At 52.0% G+C, this 17690-nt stretch carries 15 protein-coding genes and 3 tRNA genes; 9 read left to right on the top strand and 9 right to left on the bottom strand.

The window, feature by feature from the left end:
* Nucleotides 1–335 precede the first annotated feature (335 nt).
* Together lpxP and ypdK are read left to right on the top strand one after the other, a co-directional pair.
* The gene (lpxP, locus tag NA330_RS17455; protein WP_000484431.1) at nucleotides 336–1256 is read left to right on the top strand and encodes a kdo(2)-lipid IV(A) palmitoleoyltransferase; all 921 of its coding nucleotides are present in this window, start codon (nucleotides 336–338) and stop codon (nucleotides 1254–1256) included.
* A gap of 402 nt (nucleotides 1257–1658) precedes the next feature.
* Nucleotides 1659–1730, top strand: a complete 72-nt coding sequence (gene ypdK / locus NA330_RS17450) for a membrane protein YpdK (protein WP_010723117.1) — start codon at nucleotides 1659–1661, stop codon at nucleotides 1728–1730.
* Nucleotides 1731–1779: 49 nt separating this feature from the next.
* On the opposite strand, the gene alaC is transcribed toward ypdK, so the two are convergent.
* On the bottom strand, nucleotides 1780–3018 hold the full coding sequence (gene alaC, locus NA330_RS17445) for an alanine transaminase (RefSeq protein ID WP_000763118.1): 1239 nt from the start codon (nucleotides 3016–3018) through the stop codon (nucleotides 1780–1782).
* Between the two features lie 722 nt (nucleotides 3019–3740).
* Nucleotides 3741–4706 carry a glucokinase gene (gene glk, locus NA330_RS17440; RefSeq protein WP_000170380.1) on the bottom strand — a complete coding sequence of 322 codons (966 nt, stop codon included), beginning with the start codon at nucleotides 4704–4706 and terminating at the stop codon, nucleotides 3741–3743.
* A 203-nt stretch (nucleotides 4707–4909) separates the two neighbouring features.
* Between glk and NA330_RS17435 the strand changes: the two genes are divergently transcribed.
* Nucleotides 4910–6145 carry an ion channel protein gene (locus NA330_RS17435; RefSeq protein ID WP_000468920.1) on the top strand — a complete coding sequence of 412 codons (1236 nt, stop codon included), beginning with the start codon at nucleotides 4910–4912 and terminating at the stop codon, nucleotides 6143–6145.
* 19 nt (nucleotides 6146–6164) lie between these two features.
* Here the strand turns inward: NA330_RS17435 and NA330_RS17430 are convergent, their stop codons facing one another.
* Nucleotides 6165–7817 carry an alpha-keto acid decarboxylase family protein gene (locus tag NA330_RS17430; RefSeq protein WP_001180856.1) on the bottom strand — a complete coding sequence of 551 codons (1653 nt, stop codon included), beginning with the start codon at nucleotides 7815–7817 and terminating at the stop codon, nucleotides 6165–6167.
* 179 nt (nucleotides 7818–7996) lie between these two features.
* On the opposite strand from NA330_RS17430, the gene mgrA reads away from it, so the two are divergent.
* Both mgrA and ypeC read left to right on the top strand, forming a co-directional pair.
* Entirely contained in the window at nucleotides 7997–8995 is a 999-nt protein-coding gene (gene mgrA / locus NA330_RS17425; RefSeq protein WP_020899059.1) for an L-glyceraldehyde 3-phosphate reductase, read from the top strand.
* Between the two features lie 113 nt (nucleotides 8996–9108).
* Nucleotides 9109–9435: a DUF2502 domain-containing protein YpeC gene (gene ypeC, locus NA330_RS17420; RefSeq protein ID WP_000490091.1), complete on the top strand. Its 327-nt coding sequence runs from the start codon at nucleotides 9109–9111 to the stop codon at nucleotides 9433–9435.
* A gap of 60 nt (nucleotides 9436–9495) precedes the next feature.
* On the opposite strand, the gene NA330_RS17415 is transcribed toward ypeC, so the two are convergent.
* Complete coding sequence (locus NA330_RS17415) at nucleotides 9496–10737, bottom strand: Nramp family divalent metal transporter (protein ID WP_000131734.1); 1242 nt, start codon at nucleotides 10735–10737, stop codon at nucleotides 9496–9498.
* Nucleotides 10730–10774 carry a hypothetical protein gene (locus NA330_RS17410; RefSeq protein WP_418338175.1) on the bottom strand — a complete coding sequence of 15 codons (45 nt, stop codon included), beginning with the start codon at nucleotides 10772–10774 and terminating at the stop codon, nucleotides 10730–10732. Before NA330_RS17410 ends, NA330_RS17415 begins: the two co-directional genes overlap by 8 nt.
* Nucleotides 10775–11079: 305 nt before the next feature.
* On the opposite strand from NA330_RS17410, the gene nupC reads away from it, so the two are divergent.
* Complete coding sequence (gene nupC / locus NA330_RS17405) at nucleotides 11080–12282, top strand: nucleoside permease NupC (protein WP_000376343.1); 1203 nt, start codon at nucleotides 11080–11082, stop codon at nucleotides 12280–12282.
* A gap of 52 nt (nucleotides 12283–12334) precedes the next feature.
* Here nupC and NA330_RS17400 read toward each other — a convergent pair whose 3' ends face one another.
* The 3 genes from NA330_RS17400 to NA330_RS17390 all read right to left on the bottom strand — a co-directional run bounded on the left by NA330_RS17400 (nucleotide 12335) and on the right by NA330_RS17390 (nucleotide 14908).
* Nucleotides 12335–14524, bottom strand: coding sequence for an EAL domain-containing protein (locus NA330_RS17400; protein ID WP_023241539.1), 2190 nt, complete (start codon nucleotides 14522–14524; stop codon nucleotides 12335–12337).
* Nucleotides 14525–14714: 190 nt separating this feature from the next.
* Nucleotides 14715–14790 (bottom strand) — tRNA-Ala (locus tag NA330_RS17395).
* 42 nt (nucleotides 14791–14832) lie between these two features.
* A tRNA-Ala gene (locus NA330_RS17390) sits at nucleotides 14833–14908 on the bottom strand.
* Nucleotides 14909–15129: 221 nt separating this feature from the next.
* Here NA330_RS17390 and NA330_RS17385 point away from each other — a divergent pair.
* A complete protein-coding gene (locus NA330_RS17385; RefSeq protein WP_000472034.1) occupies nucleotides 15130–15492 on the top strand; it encodes a MerR family transcriptional regulator in 363 nt (120 codons plus the stop codon).
* A 1-nt stretch (nucleotide 15493) separates the two neighbouring features.
* Complete coding sequence (locus NA330_RS17380; protein WP_000826514.1) at nucleotides 15494–15886, top strand: MerR family transcriptional regulator; 393 nt, start codon at nucleotides 15494–15496, stop codon at nucleotides 15884–15886.
* A 53-nt stretch (nucleotides 15887–15939) separates the two neighbouring features.
* Here NA330_RS17380 and gltX read toward each other — a convergent pair whose 3' ends face one another.
* Nucleotides 15940–17355 (bottom strand): glutamate--tRNA ligase, encoded by a 1416-nt coding sequence (gene gltX / locus NA330_RS17375; RefSeq protein ID WP_000695623.1) that lies wholly within the window; start codon nucleotides 17353–17355, stop codon nucleotides 15940–15942.
* A gap of 258 nt (nucleotides 17356–17613) precedes the next feature.
* Between gltX and NA330_RS17370 the strand changes: the two genes are divergently transcribed.
* Nucleotides 17614–17689, top strand: a tRNA-Val gene (locus NA330_RS17370).
* Nucleotide 17690: the final 1 nt, after the last annotated feature.

The raw sequence follows: 17690 nt of genomic DNA, 5'->3' as shown, positions 1-17690 counted from the left end.
TAATGATTAGCTTATTTTTGCTACGGGAGAAATATTTACGCTTCTTGATAAAGAATTTCTGGGCGCGAGTAAATAACTGGTGGTACATTAGCCTGCCTGGCGTTCATGCCCTCGTGGTTTAGTACTGACTTAGTTTTACACTCCTTACGGGAACCATTGTCGTACATGATGGCCTAACTATACGTAAATCATTCAAGTTACCCTGATGAGCTTACTCAAGTAAGTGCTTCGAATAAGCGAACGCAACTTGAAGGATGATGCGTATTTCAGAGTGTACCGCTGCGGATAATGACTCTTCTGCGATACATTATTTTCGTATCTACAGAAGGTATTTTATGTTTCCTCAAAGCAAATTTTCACGCGCGTTTTTGCACCCGCGCTACTGGCTGACGTGGTTTGGCGTTGGCGTCCTCTGGTTACTGGTGCAGCTTCCCTACCCGGTTTTGCGTTTTCTGGGCACCCGCACCGGTAAGCTGGCGCGCCCCTTCCTGAAGCGACGTGAGTCGATCGCCCAGAAAAATATTGAACTCTGTTTTCCGACCCTCTCCCGGGAAGAAAGGGAAAAACTGATCGCCGAGAATTTCCACTCTCTTGGCATGGCGCTGCTTGAAACGGGCATGGCCTGGTTCTGGCCTGATAGCCGGGTTCGCAAATGGTTTGATGTGGACGGGCTGGACAACCTTACCCGTGCGCAGGCGCAAAATCGCGGCGTAATGGTCGTTGGCGTGCATTTTATGTCGCTGGAATTGGGAGGCCGGGTAATGGGTCTCTGCCAGCCGATGATGGCGACCTATCGTCCGCATAACAATCCGCTCATGGAGTGGGTGCAGACGCGCGGTCGTATGCGCTCAAATAAAGCGATGATCGGCAGAAACAATCTGCGCGGCATTGTGGGCGCGCTAAAAAAAGGGGAAGCCGTTTGGTTTGCTCCCGACCAGGACTACGGCCCTAAAGGCAGCTCCTTTGCGCCATTCTTCGCGGTTGAAAACGTCGCCACCACCAACGGCACCTATGTACTGTCCAGGCTGTCTGGCGCCGCCATGTTGACCGTTACAATGGTCAGGAAATCCGATAACTCGGGTTATCGTCTGTATATTACCCCTGAAATGGAAGGTTACCCGGCAGATGAAAATCAAGCCGCTGCCTATATGAATAAAATTATTGAGAAAGAGATCATGCGCGCCCCGGAGCAATATCTCTGGATCCATCGCCGTTTCAAGACTCGCCCGTTGGGGGAAGCGTCACTCTACATCTGAAAAAGGCCGCAAGGCCTTTTATTTTGGCATTTCGCATTGCCATAATATTCATATCGTAAATTACTCATTCCTGCTTTTAGCGATAAGTCCCCTGTTTACAGGCGATTTTTTACTGTGTCGGCGGCGTCGCTCAATAGCGATTCATCACTGTCAGAAATTAAACTGTCGCCGATTCCCGACACTTGTAAGTTACTAAAAGTAAATAAGAAAATGCCTCTTGTTTCACCTCATTTTTAGGCGTACATTAGCGCCGTCTGGAGCGATGACGCGCAGAATTCTGAGGTGATGCAGGCGGCCGAAACACGAATAATTCTCAATTTCGTATTGTCCGGCATCAACTCTCTATAATCAGGTAAGTGTAAGTTCATTTAGGCGTACGACAGGTACGCGGAGAGATGAAACGTGAAATATTTCTTTATGGGCATTTCATTTATGGTCATCGTTTGGGCCGGTACTTTCGCCCTGATGATTTAAAAGTACAATGCAAAGAAAAACAGGAGCCATGGGGCTCCTGTTTGCTTTTCTACTCCGTGCTCGCCTCAACGGGTTTTGGATGTGACGGCAGCACGCCATCGGCGCGGAACATCGCTTTAATCCCTCTGACGGCCTGGCGAATGCGGTCGCGATTCTCTATTAATGCAAAGCGTACATGGGTGTCGCCATAGTCACCAAAGCCTATCCCTGGAGAAACGCAAACCTTCGCCTCATTCAGCAGCTTCTTGGCAAACTCAAGCGACCCCATCGCCGCATATTGCTCCGGGATTTTCGCCCAGACGTACATTGAGGCTTTCGGCATTTCAACCATCCAGCCCGCCTCATGCAGCCCCTTCACCAGTACATCGCGACGACGTTTATACTGCTCGGCGATATCGCGCACGCATTGCTGATCGCCTTCCAGAGCGGCGATAGCCGCCACCTGAAGCGGGGTAAAGGTGCCATAATCGTGATAACTTTTAATGCGCGCCAGCGCGCTGACCAGGGTTTTATTGCCCACCATAAACCCAATACGCCAGCCCGCCATATTATAGCTTTTCGACAGTGTGAAAAATTCAACCGCCACGTCGCGCGCGCCGGGCACCTGCATAATGGATGGCGCTTTCCAGCCGTCGTACACGATATCGGCATACGCCAGATCGTGCACCACCAGCACATCATAACGTTTAGCCAGAGCGACCACTTTTTCAAAAAATTCCAGTTCGACGCACTGGGCCGTAGGGTTAGACGGAAAACCCAAAATCATCATTTTCGGTTTCGGATAACTTTCGCGAATAGCGCGCTCCAGCTCGTTGAAGAAATCCACTCCCTCTACCAATGGAACCGAACGCACCTGCGCCCCGGCGATAACGGCGCCATAGATATGAATCGGGTAACTGGGGTTCGGCACCAGAACCGTATCGCCATGATCCAGCGTCGCCAGCATTAAATGCGCCAGTCCCTCTTTGGAACCGATGGTCACAATCGCTTCGGTTTCCGGATCGATATCGACATCATAACGTTCCTGATACCAGTGAGAAATCGCGCGGCGTAAACGCGGTATGCCGCGGGACGTGGAATAACCGTGCGTATCCGGACGCTGCGCGACGGTGCAAAGTTTTTCGACAATGTGGGGAGGGGTTGCGCCATCAGGATTACCCATACTGAAATCAATAATATCTTCACCGCGCCGACGCGCAGCCATTTTGAGTTCAGCGGTGATGTTAAAAACATAGGGCGGAAGGCGATCGATACGCGTAAAGCGACGTTCAGGGCGGAAGTCAGCCATAATATCCTCAGATTAACGTTAGCGCCCGGACCGTCCGAGCGACGCTGCCACGATGGTGGCTCCTTTAGAAAATAGCCTGAAAATTTTCTTCCTGTCGAGAGGCTAATGAAAATATTTTTTAGCGACGAAAAAGAGGAACAACCGTAAAAATTTACTTTTTAAGCGTGTCAGTTATAGCATCATACAAATCATATTATTAACAAATTGATATCTTTAAATTTACCTAACGTGGTAAAGCCGACGATAGTTTCCTGTCAATAAACCTTATCTCAAATAATCCCCTTTTGATTTTGTGGTTTTTCCTCTTTAATTAAAGCCCTTACTAAAAATAATGGTATTCAATCATGTCATATTGCGGTGTTTTTCAGGGACATTTCCCCGAAAATAAAGATCCTTTCCGGCAAGCTGCCGTGATGAAAGCGTAAATAAGGCAGCGAACCGGATACGTATAGTAAAATAAATCCCTGTTTTCGCCTGACTAACCGCCACGACATGATGACTCAACGCACTGGTGTTTGACCTTTCGCTCAGCAAGAGTAAAGTGAAATAATTCAGACAGTTGAAGCATTCATGCACAGGAAAGGCAATGAAAAAAAACCGCGTGAGGCACGCGGTTTGAGGCTGACAAGAGAATGATTAATTGCCTGATGACGCTGCGCTTATCAGGCCTACAGATGACACACTTTTGTAGGCCGGATAAGGCGTTTATGCCGCCATCTGACTTATAGAATATGGCCTAATGTCTGACGCAGATGCGCGCCGGAACCTAACAAGCCAGGATTATCATGGACAATCAGATAGACCGGAATACCGTGTACATAATCTTTAAAGCGGCCTTTATCTTCAAAGCCACCACGGAAGCCGGACGCTTTAAAAAATTCCAGGAAGCGCGGGACAATACCGCCAGCGATATAAACGCCGCCAAATGTCCCCATAGTTAACGCCAGATCGCCGCCAAATCGCCCCATGATGACGCAAAAGAGCGACAACGCGCGGCGACAATCGATACAGCTATCCGCCAGGGCACGCTCGGTAATATCTTTCGGGCGCAGATTTTCCGGCAGACGGTTGTCGGACTTAACAATCGCCCGGTAAAGATTCACCAGCCCCGGGCCAGACAGCACGCGCTCGGCGGAAACGTGGCCAATTTCGGCGCGCAATATTTCCAGAATCATAGCTTCTTCTTCGCTATTAGGCGCAAAATCGACATGCCCGCCTTCGCCCGGAAGGCTAATCCAACGCTTATCCACATGCACCAGATGCGCCACGCCCAAGCCGGTTCCCGCGCCATACACCGCAATAGGTTTGCCGTCTACCGGTTCGCCGCCGCCGAACTGAATTAAATGCTCTTTTTTCAGCATCGGGATCGCCATCGACACGGCGGTGAAATCGTTGATAATTTCCAGATGGCTAAAGCCGAGATTTTTTTTCATTTCCGCAATAGAAAAAGCCCAGGTATGGTTAGTCATCGCTACCCAGTCACCGGTAATCGGGCAGGCTATGGCGATACAACCATCTTCCACGCTGACGCTATGCTCATCGAGATAAACGCGCACCACGGCCTCAAGACTCGGATAATCCAGGCCGGAATACGTTTTGGCCTGCGAGATTTCTCCACTGGCGATATCACACAGGGCAAGACGCGCATTCGTGCCGCCTACATCTCCTACTAAAGCATACTTTGTCATTCTTCTACTGCTCCGCTAAAGTCAAAATAAGTCTTTGTCACACTGTAAATTCATGGGGGCATAACAACAACGGCCATCAGGCTGACTGCCTATAAATATAGATCTTCATCACAGAATTACTTTCTTGTTTCAGCACCAATTGCAGCAATGCCGTCGGGCAGGCTGTGCAAAATAGGTATACGACCCCGTGTAAGGAAGAGATTATGTTCCACCCGCGTGCCCGAACGATGCTGCTGCTGTCGCTCCCCGCGCTGATTATTGGCGTAGCGTCAAGCCTGGTTTTAATCGCTGCGATGAAAGTCGCGTCGGTTTTTCAGCAATTTCTTTGGCAACGACTGCCCACCAGCATCGGCATCGCTTATGATTCGCCGTTCTGGATAGTGGGTATGCTCACGCTAACCGGGATCGTGGTGGGTTTGATTATCCGTTACAGTCCCGGACACGCTGGCCCCGATCCGGCCATCGAACCGTTAATCAGTATGCCGGTCTCGCCATCTGCGCTACCCGGGCTGCTTCTCGCCTTAATCATCGGCCTTGCTGGTGGGGTAAGTTTGGGGCCAGAGCATCCGATAATGACAATAAATATCGCGCTGGCGGCGGCTTTCGGCTCCCGCCTGTTTCCGCGTATCACGGCGTTAGACTGGACGATTCTGGCCTCAGCGGGCACCATCGGCGCGCTGTTCGGCACGCCCGTCGCCGCAGCGCTGATTTTTTCGCAAACGCTTAGCGGCTCTAACGATATTCCCATGTGGGATCGCCTGTTTGCGCCGTTAATGGCGGCAGCGGCGGGGTCACTCACCACCAGTCTGTTCTTTCATCCGCATTTTTCGTTACCCATCGCCCATTACACGCAGATGCGGCTGGTGGACATTGCCAGCGGAGCGATCGTCGCGGCGATCGCCATTGCCGCCGGGATGGTCGCCGTCTGGTGCCTTCCGCGTCTGCATGAGTTGCTGCACCGCCTGAAAAATCCGGTCCTGATTCTCGGCATTGGCGGTTTTATACTGGGTATTCTGGGCGTCATTGGCGGGCCGCTTACCCTGTTTAAAGGCCTGGACGAAATGCAACAAATGGCGTTTAGCCAGACGTTGGGCGCGGGAGATTATTTTACCTTAGCCGTCGTCAAACTCGCCGCGCTGGTCATCGCGGCGGCGAGCGGCTTTCGCGGCGGGCGCATTTTTCCGGCTGTGTTTATCGGCGCGGCGCTGGGGCTCATGCTCCATGCCCATGTTGAGGCCGTACCCGCGGCGATTACCGTCTCCTGCGCGATTCTTGGCTTAGTGCTGGTAGTGACGCGTGACGGCTGGCTCAGTCTGTTTATGGCGGCAGTCGTCGTACCGGATACCAATCTGCTGCCGCTGCTCTGCATTGTGATGCTCCCCGCCTGGCTATTGCTGGCGGGAAAACCGTTGCTGGCCGCCAACCGTCACGAACCCTAATCCGGCGCAGCGGGGGCTATTATCCCCCGTTGCGGGCTTCCAGCGCCCGGGTCACGGTACGCAGTAATTCCGGCAGATCGGCTTTTGGCAACATCACTTCAATAAATGACAGACGTTGTGGGCGCGCCAACCGTTCGAGGACCTCCGCCAGTTGGATAGCCTGCGTCACCCGCCAGCACTCCGCCTGTTGCGCCGCGTTTAGCGCCGGTGGTATCTGCGTCCAGTTCCAGCTCGCGATGTCGTTATACCGCTGGGCCGCGCCGTGAATGGCGCGCTCTACGGTATAGCCGTCATTGTTGAGCAGCAGGATGACCGGCGCCTGCCCGTCGCGTAACATCGAGCCCATCTCCTGAATCGTGAGCTGCGCCGCGCCATCGCCAATAATCAGAATTACCCGCCGATCGGGGCAGGCGGTTTGCGCGCCAAACGCGGCGGGCAAGGAATAGCCGATAGACCCCCACAGCGGCTGAACCACAACTTCCGCGCCGTCAGGAAGCGACAGCGCGGCAGCGCCAAAAGCTGCAGTCCCCTGGTCGACAAGGATAATATCGCCGGGTTTGAGATACTGCTGTAAGGTTTGCCAGAAGCTTTCCTGGGTCAGTTCTCCCTTATCAATCCGCACTGGCTGTCCGGCGGAACGCGTCGGCGGCGGCGCAAAAGCGCATTCCAGGCACAGTTCGCGCAGCGTAGACACCGCCTGCGCCATCGGGAGGTTGAACCAGGTTTCACCGATGCGCGACGCGTAAGGCTGAATCTCCAGCGTGCGTTCCGCCGGCAATTGTTGGGTGAATCCGGCCGTAAGGGTATCGACAAAACGGGTGCCGACGCAGATAACCCTATCGGCGTCCTCTATGGCCTGACGCACTTCTTTGCTGCTGGCGCCTGCGCTATAGGTGCCAACGAAGTTCGGGTGCTGTTCATCAAAAAGCCCCTTCCCCATCAGTAGTGTCGCATGAGCGATGGGCGTTTCCGCCATCCAGCGCTGCAACAGTGGTCGTAAACCAAAACGCCCGGCAAGAAAGTCGGCCAATAGCGCAATGCGCCGACTGTTCATCAGGCACTGACGGGCGTGGTAACGAAAAGCCGTCTCCACGCCGCTTTGCGCTTCATGCACGGGCAACGCCAGCGCCTGCGTAGGCGGGATGGCCGTTTTTTTCGCCACGTCGGCGGGCAACATGATGTATCCTGGCCTGCGTGCGGCAAGCATTTCACCCAATACGCGGTCAATCTCGAAACAGGCGTTCTGTTCATCCAATATTGCGCTGGCAGCGGATATCGCCTGACTCATGCGATAAAAATGACGAAAATCGCCGTCACCGAGGGTATGGTGCATCAATTCGCCACGCTGCTGCGCAGCGCTACAGGGCGCGCCGACGATATGCAAGACCGGTACATATTCCGCGTAACTGCCCGCGATACCGTTAATAGCGCTAAGTTCTCCCACGCCAAAGGTGGTGAGTAGCGCTCCAGCGCCCGACATGCGCGCATAACCGTCCGCGGCATAAGCGGCGTTCAGCTCATTGGCGCATCCCACCCAACGCAAGGTCGGGTGGTCAATCACATGGTCAAGAAACTGCAAGTTATAATCGCCCGGTACGCCAAAAAGATGGCCAATGCCGCATCCTGCCAGTCTGTCCAGCAAATAGTCGGCCACGGTATAGGGGTTTTGCATGACAGCTTTCCTTCTGACGTTGACATTATGTTGAGTATTAAGGAATGCCGATGGCTGTCCAGCACGGTGGGGATGAAAGCCTGGAAAACAATGTTTACAGCGGCAAACAGTAAAATCCGGATACCGCCTGGCGAGTGTAACCGTATACACTATTTATTCACGCCACAGGGGGAAAGGTCATGATTTATCAGCCCGATGAAAATCGTTATCACACAATGGAGTATCGTCGCTGCGGGCGTAGCGGCGTCAAACTTCCCGCTATTTCGCTGGGGTTATGGCACAACTTCGGCGATGCGACACGGATAGAAAATAGCCGGGCGCTGCTGCAACGCGCGTTCGATCTGGGCATTACCCACTTTGATCTCGCCAATAATTATGGGCCGCCGCCGGGCTCCGCAGAATGCAATTTTGGCCGCATTCTGCAGGAAGATTTTTTACCGTGGCGCGATGAGTTAGTCATCTCCACCAAAGCGGGCTACACCATGTGGGATGGCCCTTATGGCGACTGGGGTTCACGGAAATACCTTATCGCCAGCCTCGATCAAAGCCTGAAACGTATGGGGCTGGAGTATGTCGATATCTTTTATCACCATCGTCCCGATCCCGAAACGCCGCTTAAAGAGACGATGAAAGCGTTAGATCACCTTGTGCGCCAGGGCAAAGCGTTGTACGTGGGGATCTCTAACTATCCTGCCGATCTGGCCAGACAAGCTATCGATATTCTGGAGGATCTCGGCACGCCTTGCCTGATTCATCAGCCTAAATATTCGCTTTTTGAGCGTTGGGTAGAGGACGGGCTGCTGGCGCTGTTGCAGGAAAAAGGCGTCGGTAGTATTGCCTTCTCGCCGCTGGCGGGCGGGCAGCTCACTGACCGTTATTTGAATGGTATTCCGGAAGATTCCCGCGCGGCGAGCGGAAGCCGTTTCCTTAAACCAGAACAGATTACCGCCGACAAACTGGAAAAAGTTCGCCGGTTGAATGAACTGGCTGCACGACGGGGCCAAAAATTGTCTCAGATGGCGCTCGCCTGGGTGCTGCGTAACGATAACGTTACCTCGGTACTGATTGGCGCCAGCAAACCGTCGCAAATCGAAGACGCCGTAGGAATGCTGGCCAATCGCCGTTTTTCGGCGGCGGAATGTGCAGAAATTGACGCTATTCTGGAGGGCCGGTTTTAGCAAAAAATGCTCTCCTTCATGATTTAAGAGTTAAGGCGATGAAACAAATCTTTACTGCTTTGTAATATTGCATTAACAGGCCGGCGACGGCTCGATCGTGAAGGAGAGAAAGTATGTTCAGGTCACTGATTCTGGCGGCAGCCTTGCTGGCTTTTACACCGCTTGCCGCGAATGCGGGCGAAATCACCCTGTTGCCCTCAATAAAATTACAGATTGGCGATCGCGATGATTACGGCAACTACTGGGACGGTGGTCGCTGGCGCGACCGTGATTACTGGCACAACCATTATGAATGGCGTAAAAATCGCTGGTGGCGCCATGACAACGGCTATCATCGCGGCTGGGATAAGCGTAAAGCGTATGAACGTGGTTATCGGGAAGGCTGGCGCGATCGCGACGATCATCGCGGGCGAGGCCGGGGTCACAAACATCATCACTAAGCCTCCTGCTGAATAATAGCCCGATGACACCCACGCATCGGGCCTGCTATCTTTCTGTCTTTATGACAATCCCATTACCGTTCCAACCAGCAACCAGATATTCAGGGCGACGACCAGCACGACAATTATCCAGCCAATCTGTTTTACCCGCCGCGTGTTCACCAGCTCGCCCATTAGCGTAGCGTTACTGGTGAAAATCAGGAGCGGCACCAGCGCCAGCGCAATACCAAAACTCAGCAGCACCTGACTCATCACCAGAATTCGGGTAGGGTCCAGCCCCATCAAAATCACAATAAATGAGGGCAGCATGGTAATGGTGCGCCGTACCCACAGCGGAATGTGAAAACGGACAAACCCTTGCATCACCACCTGCCCCGCCAAAGTCCCTACCACAGTGGAGGAAAGCCCTGCCGCTACCAGACTAAGACCAAACACCGTTGCCGCCGCATGGCTTAGTAACGGTTCCAGCGTCAGGTATGCCTGATCGAGGTCGGCGATGCCGGTGTGGCCGCTAAAATGAAACGCCGCCGCGGCGGTCGCCATCATTGCCAGATTGACAAAACCGGCAATCGTCATAGCAATAGCGACATCCCATTTCGTTGCTGAGTACCGTTGTTGCCGCGTTCCGCCGTGCAGATGCTGTGTTAATGACGAGTGCAGATAAATCACGTGCGGCATAATCGTCGCGCCAAGCACGCCGGCGGCTAAGAATACGGCTTCCGGGTTCGGTAGCGCCGGGATAACCATTCCTTTGCCGAGCTGCGCCATATCAGGCTGAGAGAAAAACAGCTCCACAATGTAAGCAGCGGCGACAAAAAGCAGTAAACCGCCGATGACTTTTTCAAGCGGTTTTTGACCGCGGCGCTGTAACATTAAAATCAGAAACGTCGCGATACCGGTCAATACCGCGCCTTGTAATAAAGAGACGCCCAGGATCAGCTTAAAACCTATTGCTGCGCCGATAAATTCAGCTAAATCGGTGGCCATCGCGATGATTTCCGCCTGTACCCAGTAAAACCAGACTACCGGGCGCGGATAATGGTCGCGAATTTGCTCCGCCAGGTTCTTGCCCGTGGCGATTCCGAGTTTTGCCGAGAGAATTTGAATCAGCATCGCCATCAGGTTCGCCCAGACCACCACCCAGAGTAGCTGGTAGCCAAAGCTGGCGCCGGCCTGAATATTGGTCGCGAAGTTACCGGGATCGATATAACCAATCGCGGCAATGAACGCAGGTCCCATTAATGCGAGCCTTAGCTTGCGCGCCGCCCGTCCGCTGCTATTCTCTACGCGATTGTCAGTCATCTTTTGCCTCAAAAACATAGCCTTTGCTATGTTTCATGCTATGTTTATTGATAATGATTATCAAGTGCATTTCAATGGGTACGGGTGATTACTTTGATAGTGTGAAACGATAGACCGATACGATGACGACCTGTATCAGAACAGTTTGGCTTAACATTACAAGATTAGCACACTGATATAACTTTTCATTTTCATATTCAGTACAGTAAAAGTGTATTACAGATCACTAATTTTGAATCTCGTCACAGGTCCTTATTATAGTGTGTGTTGGATCTCGTTTTCTTTACGGCTGTTGCATAGAATGTGCACGAAAATTAAACCTGCCTCATATTTGGAGCAAATATGGACCGCGTCCTTCATTTTGTCCTGGCGCTTGCCGTTGTTGCGGTACTCGCACTGCTGGTTAGCAGTGACCGTAAAAAAATTCGCATTCGTTATGTCATTCAGTTACTTGTTATCGAAGTATTACTGGCCTGGTTCTTCCTGAACTCTGATGTTGGCCTTGGCTTCGTAAAAGGTTTCTCCGAGATGTTTGAAAAACTGCTCGGATTTGCCAACGAAGGGACAAACTTCGTCTTCGGCAGTATGAACGATCAAGGTTTGGCGTTCTTCTTCCTGAAAGTATTGTGCCCGATCGTCTTTATTTCCGCGTTGATCGGTATTCTCCAGCATATCCGTGTTCTGCCAGTGGTCATCCGCGCTATTGGTTTCCTGCTGTCCAAAGTAAACGGTATGGGCAAACTGGAATCTTTTAACGCCGTCAGCTCGCTGATCCTCGGCCAGTCTGAGAACTTTATCGCTTATAAAGATATCCTCGGCAAAATGTCCCGTAACCGCATGTACACCATGGCTGCAACGGCGATGTCGACCGTTTCCATGTCTATTGTGGGCGCGTATATGACCATGCTGGACCCTAAATATGTGGTCGCAGCGCTGGTTCTGAACATGTTCAGCACCTTTATCGTTCTGTCGCTGATCAACCCCTATACCGTTGATGCCAGCGAAGAAAATATTCAGATGTCGAACCTACATGAAGGCCAAAGTTTCTTCGAAATGCTGGGCGAGTACATTCTGGCAGGTTTTAAAGTGGCGATTATCGTCGCGGCGATGCTGATCGGTTTCATCGCGCTGATCGCGGCGCTGAATGCGCTGTTCGCAACGGTTACCGGTTGGTTCGGCTACAGCATCTCCTTCCAGGGCATTCTGGGTTACATCTTCTACCCGGTCGCATGGGTAATGGGCGTACCGTCCAGTGAAGCGCTGCAGGTAGGAAGTATCATGGCGACCAAACTGGTTTCCAACGAATTCGTGGCGATGATGGATCTGCAGAAAATCGCCTCTACCCTCTCTCCACGCGCTGAAGGCATTATCTCCGTCTTCCTGGTGTCCTTCGCGAACTTCTCTTCCATCGGTATTATTGCGGGTGCGATTAAAGGCCTGAACGAAGAGCAAGGCAACGTGGTTTCCCGTTTTGGTCTGAAACTGGTTTACGGTTCTACGCTGGTGAGCGTACTGTCCGCCTCTATCGCGGCGCTGGTACTGTAAGTCTGGGTTTAATGTAGAAACCGGGGAGCTATCCCCGGTTTTTTTATGCCGCTTATTTACCTAACGGGCGCGGGCGGCCAATCAGATATCCCTGCAAACTGTGTACGCCAAGCTGCAATAGCAGATCGCGCTGCGCAGGCGTTTCAACAAACTCAGCCACGACGCTCAACGATTTCGCTTTCGCTAAATTAGTGATGGATTTCACGATCATCGCATCCAGGGAGTCCGTCAGAATATCTTTTACGAAACAACCGTCGATTTTAATGATGTCCGCCTTGAGGCGTTTTAGCCGTTCATAGTTTGCATAGCCGGTGCCGAAATCATCAATGGCGATTTTTAGGCCAAACTTACGCAACTGGTTGATATTGTGCATACTGATTTCGGAATGAGAGAAGGCCTGTTCTTCAGTAATTTCGATGATGACCGAAGCAGGCGGGACGCCATAGCGTTTAAAAAGCTGCATAATGCGCGACGCCGTCTCTTTTTGCAGCAGCGTCAGCGGCATCAAATTAACCGAGAAACGCGCCCCCTGCTCCGCCGAAGGATGCGCGGACAACCATTGCAGGAGCGCTTCCATCACCTGCATATCAAACCGTACGCTCAGGTTAAACTGGGCGATAAGCGGAATGAACTGATTGGGCATCATGATACCGTCGTCGCACCGAAGCCGCGTCAGAATTTCGTCATACCCTTTTCCCTGCGCGTCGCGAATGGGTTGCGCATACAAAACCAGCGCGCCGCGCTCCAGCGCCTGACGGATTTTCTGCAACCGCAGCACCCGTTCCGTCGTCTGCCCGGAAGCGGCTTCAATACTCTGGGTCAGTGCAAGCACCCGACGATGCGAGCAGGATTGCTCCGCCAGCCAGCTTAATTGCCCCAACAGCGGTTGCAAGGTTTCCTGGCGACCATCGAATGTTCCCCACGATGCGCCGTATTCCATGTCCAGACCGGTATTGTTCCAGTAAATTTTGCGGTTATTAAGCACATTGAGCATATATTGCAGGCGGGCTTCCGTCTCCGGTCCCGTCAATACCAGCAATAATTCACTGCCCGGCAGATGGAAAATTTTCTCCTTTTCCAGCAGCAGCGGCTGCAACACGCGAAACACCTCGCGTTCGCAATGCACGCGCATCTGCATACCGTAATGACGGCTCAGAAATTCCAGGTTTTCCATGCGTAGATAACACACGCTTTGCCCGGCATCCTGTAAAAGAAACTGCTCCAGCGCACGCAGGTTAGGCAGTTGCGTCAACGGATCGGTCAATGCCTGCGAGTGCCACTGTCGATTCAACCATTCGCTGCGCTGATTAATCCGCGCCATGTACAACAAACAAATACTAAAAGAAATGAGAACTGAAAGGATAAATGCCAGCGAATATTCTGAGCCCACGCCCTGCAGAAAATTGCGGTTATAGCTAAGCAGGAATAGCGCAGTGAGAGCCCAACTAAAATTCAACAGCGGATAGCTGATTTTCCCCACGCCGATTGTAAATCCAATGAACAGAACTGGCACCAGATAGCCAGCAATATACTTTGTCTCGAAAGGCGTACACAGCACCGCTAATAGCGTCGCCAGAGTGGCAAACCAGAGAAGCGTAAACAGGCGTTTTTCTTTGGCGAGATAAGGAGCGACATCCCTCCGCCAGAAAATACGAATATAGTGCGGGCTGACTATCATCCGCAGCGGATAATAGAAAAAGAGGGTAAAAATAAGCGCGGCAGAAATCAGACTCAATAAATCAACAATCGAGAAAATAGCGGTGCCGGTGCCAAAGAAGGTAGAGATTGTCACCGGGAAAGCCAGGTAGTGCCCCGCCAGATGCATACTGATTTTTATGCCAAACGGCGTCATTAACCCTAACCAGAAAACGCGTAGCCAGATGCCTTGGTTGGGTATTCCGTAGCGCCAGCGCGCGCCCAGCTGCCAGCGTACGATAGCGCAAACCAGCAACACGGGAAACGTCTGGCAAAATAGCAGCACCATCGCCTGTGGCAGAGGTAAATGAAAATTCCATTCATTAGTCAACATCATTCCGCCTACCATCGGCGCGACGCCACGGCGGCCAAATAAAAACAGCACGGAAAACATGACGCAGAGCGGTAGCCAGGCCAGAAAGATATAGCTGGAATCAATTGTGGCGCGGGGAGAAATGAGACGAGATAGCAGAATAGCCGGAACGGTCAGGCAGAAGGCCAGTAAGAATATTTTTATATTTTTTAATACGTTACACTTATCCGGCATTGCTTTAATGCTCACATCATTATATAAGGCGCATGAATAATAAGTATATTCGCATTATGAAGCAATCTAACAAAAGCTCATATTGACCGCAAAAGCAGCGGCAAACAAACGCACCTGAAGAGCAGATCAGAGGCCATAAATTTTGTGACAAAAAGCAAAAACCCCCGCTTTTCAGCGAGGGTTTGAATGTTGGTGGAGCTAAGCGGGATCGAACCGCTGACCTCTTGCATGCCATGCAAGCGCTCTCCCAGCTGAGCTATAGCCCCATAGTGCTTTTACGTATACGCCAAATTTATCGGGAGTAAATTTGGTGGAGCTAAGCGGGATCGAACCGCTGACCTCTTGCATGCCATGCAAGCGCTCTCCCAGCTGAGCTATAGCCCCACTACGTAAAGCTTGTCGAGTTGACGGGCGGCATCATATGAATTCCCTCGGCATGTGTCAACGGCAAAATGAACTTGCCGAATTCAATCGCTGAAAAAGCATTCAAATAAAGGACATTGCGGCACAACTCGCATTCAGTAGTTAAACACGTCACGGTTTCGACTAAAATGGTGCTATAAAATGAACCACTAATTAACCCCACGACTATTCAGGGAATCGTTATGTTCAAGGAACGGATGACGCCAGAAGAACTCGCTAATCTCACCGGTTACAGCCGACAAACCATCAATAAATGGGTACGGAAAGAAGGCTGGGCAACATCGCCCAAACCTGGCGTCCAGGGCGGTAAAGCCCGTCTGGTTCATGTAAACGAACAGGTTCGTGAATATATCCGCAGCGCTGAACGTTCAGTTGACCATCACGCAGACACATTCACGCCTGCCAGCAACGCATCGCTTGAAGCGCTGCTCATGACGCTTGCCAAAGAGATGACCTCATCCGAGCAGAAACAATTTACCTCTCTCCTCGTGCGTGAAGGGATTACCGGTTTGTTACAACGCTTAGGGATACGCGATAGCAAATAATATGAAAAGATTACGCAGTAAAATGACCACTGAAGAGCTGGCTGAATGCCTCGGCGTGGCCAGACAAACCGTCAATCGCTGGATCAGAGAACAACACTGGAAAACCGAAAAATTTCCCGGCGTCAAAGGCGGACGCGCAAGACTCATCCATATTGATGCCAGCGTGCGGGAGTTTATTCTCAATATTCCGGCTTTTCGCAAACTGCCTGCGTTTTATCAGGCGGAAGAGGCTTTCGCAGAATATGCGAACGCGGCGCACAGTCACGCTTATCGACAAATTATTGATGCCGTTGAAAATATGTCTGCTCAGGAACAGGAAAAACTGGCGCTGTTTTTATCACGGGAAGGTATTCGCGGATTTCTGACGCGTTTAGGTATCAATGAGGCGGACTAACAAAGAATAAACGGCAGGCGTCTGCCCTGCCGTTTATTCTGTTTCAGCTGGCGTTACTGCTGACTTTCACGCTCGGCGATAAAGCCCAGCGCTTTGTTGATACGCTCAATGCTGCGGGTTTTACCAATCGCATGTACGGTGACATCCAGCGCAGGGGACTGCCCGGCACCGGTCACAGCCACACGCAGCGGCATCCCTACTTTACCCATCCCCACTTCCAGCTCATCCGCCGTGGCCTGAATCGCGTGGTGGACGTTTTCTGCTGACCAGTCCGTAATCGCCGACAGCTTGTCGCGCACCACTTCCAGCGGCTGACGCGCCACCGGGCGGAGGTGTTTTTTCGCCGCATCGGCGTCAAACTCGCTGAAGTCTTCATAGAAGTAGCGGCAGCTCTGCGCCATCTCTTTCAGAGTTTTGCAGCGTTCGCCCAGCAACTTCACCAGTTCAGCAAGCTGCGGGCCGTTACGGGTGTCGATATTTTCCTGCTCGATATGCCACTGCAAATGCGTCGCCACATATTCCGGCGCCAGCGTATTGATATAGTGGTGGTTCAGCCACAGCAGTTTATCGGTGTTGAACGCGCTCGCAGACTTGCTCACCGCACCGAGGGAGAACAGCTTGATCATCTCTTCGCGGGTGAAGATTTCCTGATCGCCGCTGGACCAGCCCAGACGCACCAGATAGTTCAGCAACGCTTCCGGCAGATAACCGTCATCGCGATACTGCATCACGCTCACCGCACCGTGACGTTTAGACAGCTTTTTACCGTCGTCGCCGTTAATCATCGACACATGTGCGTACATCGGCACCGGCGCGTTTAACGCTTTCAGAATGTTAATCTGGCGCGGAGTATTGTTGATATGGTCTTCGCCACGAATCACATGGGTAATTTCCATATCCCAGTCGTCCACCACCACACAGAAGTTGTAGGTTGGGGAACCGTCGGTACGACGAATGATCAGATCGTCCAGCTCCTGATTGCTGAATTCGATCGGGCCACGGATCTGATCATCAAAAATAACGGAACCGTCCTGCGGGTTGGCAAAGCGCACCACGCATGGCTCATCGTCGGCATGATGTTCGTGGCTGTGACGGCAACGCCCGTCATAACGCGGCTTCTCGCCTTTCGCCATCTGATCTTCACGCAGTTGCTCCAGACGCTCTTTAGAGCAGTAGCATTTATAGGCTGTTCCCGCCTCCAGCATCTCGTCAATCACCGCGTTATAGCGATCAAAACGTTTGGTCTGGAAATATGGGCCTTCGTCCCATTCCAGGTTCAGCCAGTTCATACCATCCATGATGGCTTCAATGGCTTCCGGCGTGGAACGCTCAAGATCGGTGTCTTCAATACGCAGCACGAATTCACCGCCGTGGTGACGTGCGAAAAGCCAGGAATAAAGAGCAGTACGCGCGCCGCCGACGTGCAGATAACCTGTCGGGCTAGGCGCGAAGCGAGTTTTGATTTTCATGAAATGGCCTTACGTTTATAAAGATGCCGACAACCGGCAAATCCTGGAAAGATGAATAGCCTTGTATTCTATCACTGTGGCTTGATTCCTCAATGTTGATCCGGTCAGAACGCTGCGCTTTGCTATTTCCGTATAGAAATCATGCAGTGCGGGGTAATTCACGATCGTTTTGTTTAATTTTACGACGAACAAACAAAAACTTTAGAAAATGCGTTGACTCATTTTCAACTCTCCCTATAATGCGACTCCACACAGCGGGGGTGATTAGCTCAGCTGGGAGAGCACCTCCCTTACAAGGAGGGGGTCGGCGGTTCGATCCCGTCATCACCCACCAC

Source organism: Salmonella sp. NW722 (assembly GCF_051702785.1).
Taxonomy (GTDB): domain Bacteria; phylum Pseudomonadota; class Gammaproteobacteria; order Enterobacterales; family Enterobacteriaceae; genus Salmonella; species Salmonella enterica.
Note: the sequence above shows the minus strand (reverse complement) of the source record. Positions and strands in the feature narration are given on the sequence as shown.

Bases quoted from the DNA above. Each gene is read 5' to 3' on its own strand.
- alaC (WP_000763118.1), bottom strand. From the start codon at position 3,018: ATGGCTGACTTCCGCCCTGAACGTCGCTTTACGCGTATCGATCGCCTT.
- NA330_RS17430 (WP_001180856.1), bottom strand. From the start codon at position 7,817: ATGCAAAACCCCTATACCGTGGCCGACTATTTGCTGGACAGACTGGCA.
- glk (WP_000170380.1), bottom strand. From the start codon at position 4,706: ATGACAAAGTATGCTTTAGTAGGAGATGTAGGCGGCACGAATGCGCGT.
- NA330_RS17400 (WP_023241539.1), bottom strand. From the start codon at position 14,524: ATGCCGGATAAGTGTAACGTATTAAAAAATATAAAAATATTCTTACTG.
- nupC (WP_000376343.1), top strand. From the start codon at position 11,080: ATGGACCGCGTCCTTCATTTTGTCCTGGCGCTTGCCGTTGTTGCGGTA.
- NA330_RS17435 (WP_000468920.1), top strand. From the start codon at position 4,910: ATGTTCCACCCGCGTGCCCGAACGATGCTGCTGCTGTCGCTCCCCGCG.
- NA330_RS17385 (WP_000472034.1), top strand. From the start codon at position 15,130: ATGTTCAAGGAACGGATGACGCCAGAAGAACTCGCTAATCTCACCGGT.
- NA330_RS17380 (WP_000826514.1), top strand. From the start codon at position 15,494: ATGAAAAGATTACGCAGTAAAATGACCACTGAAGAGCTGGCTGAATGC.
- ypeC (WP_000490091.1), top strand. From the start codon at position 9,109: ATGTTCAGGTCACTGATTCTGGCGGCAGCCTTGCTGGCTTTTACACCG.
- NA330_RS17415 (WP_000131734.1), bottom strand. From the start codon at position 10,737: ATGACTGACAATCGCGTAGAGAATAGCAGCGGACGGGCGGCGCGCAAG.
- lpxP (WP_000484431.1), top strand. From the start codon at position 336: ATGTTTCCTCAAAGCAAATTTTCACGCGCGTTTTTGCACCCGCGCTAC.
- gltX (WP_000695623.1), bottom strand. From the start codon at position 17,355: ATGAAAATCAAAACTCGCTTCGCGCCTAGCCCGACAGGTTATCTGCAC.
- mgrA (WP_020899059.1), top strand. From the start codon at position 7,997: ATGATTTATCAGCCCGATGAAAATCGTTATCACACAATGGAGTATCGT.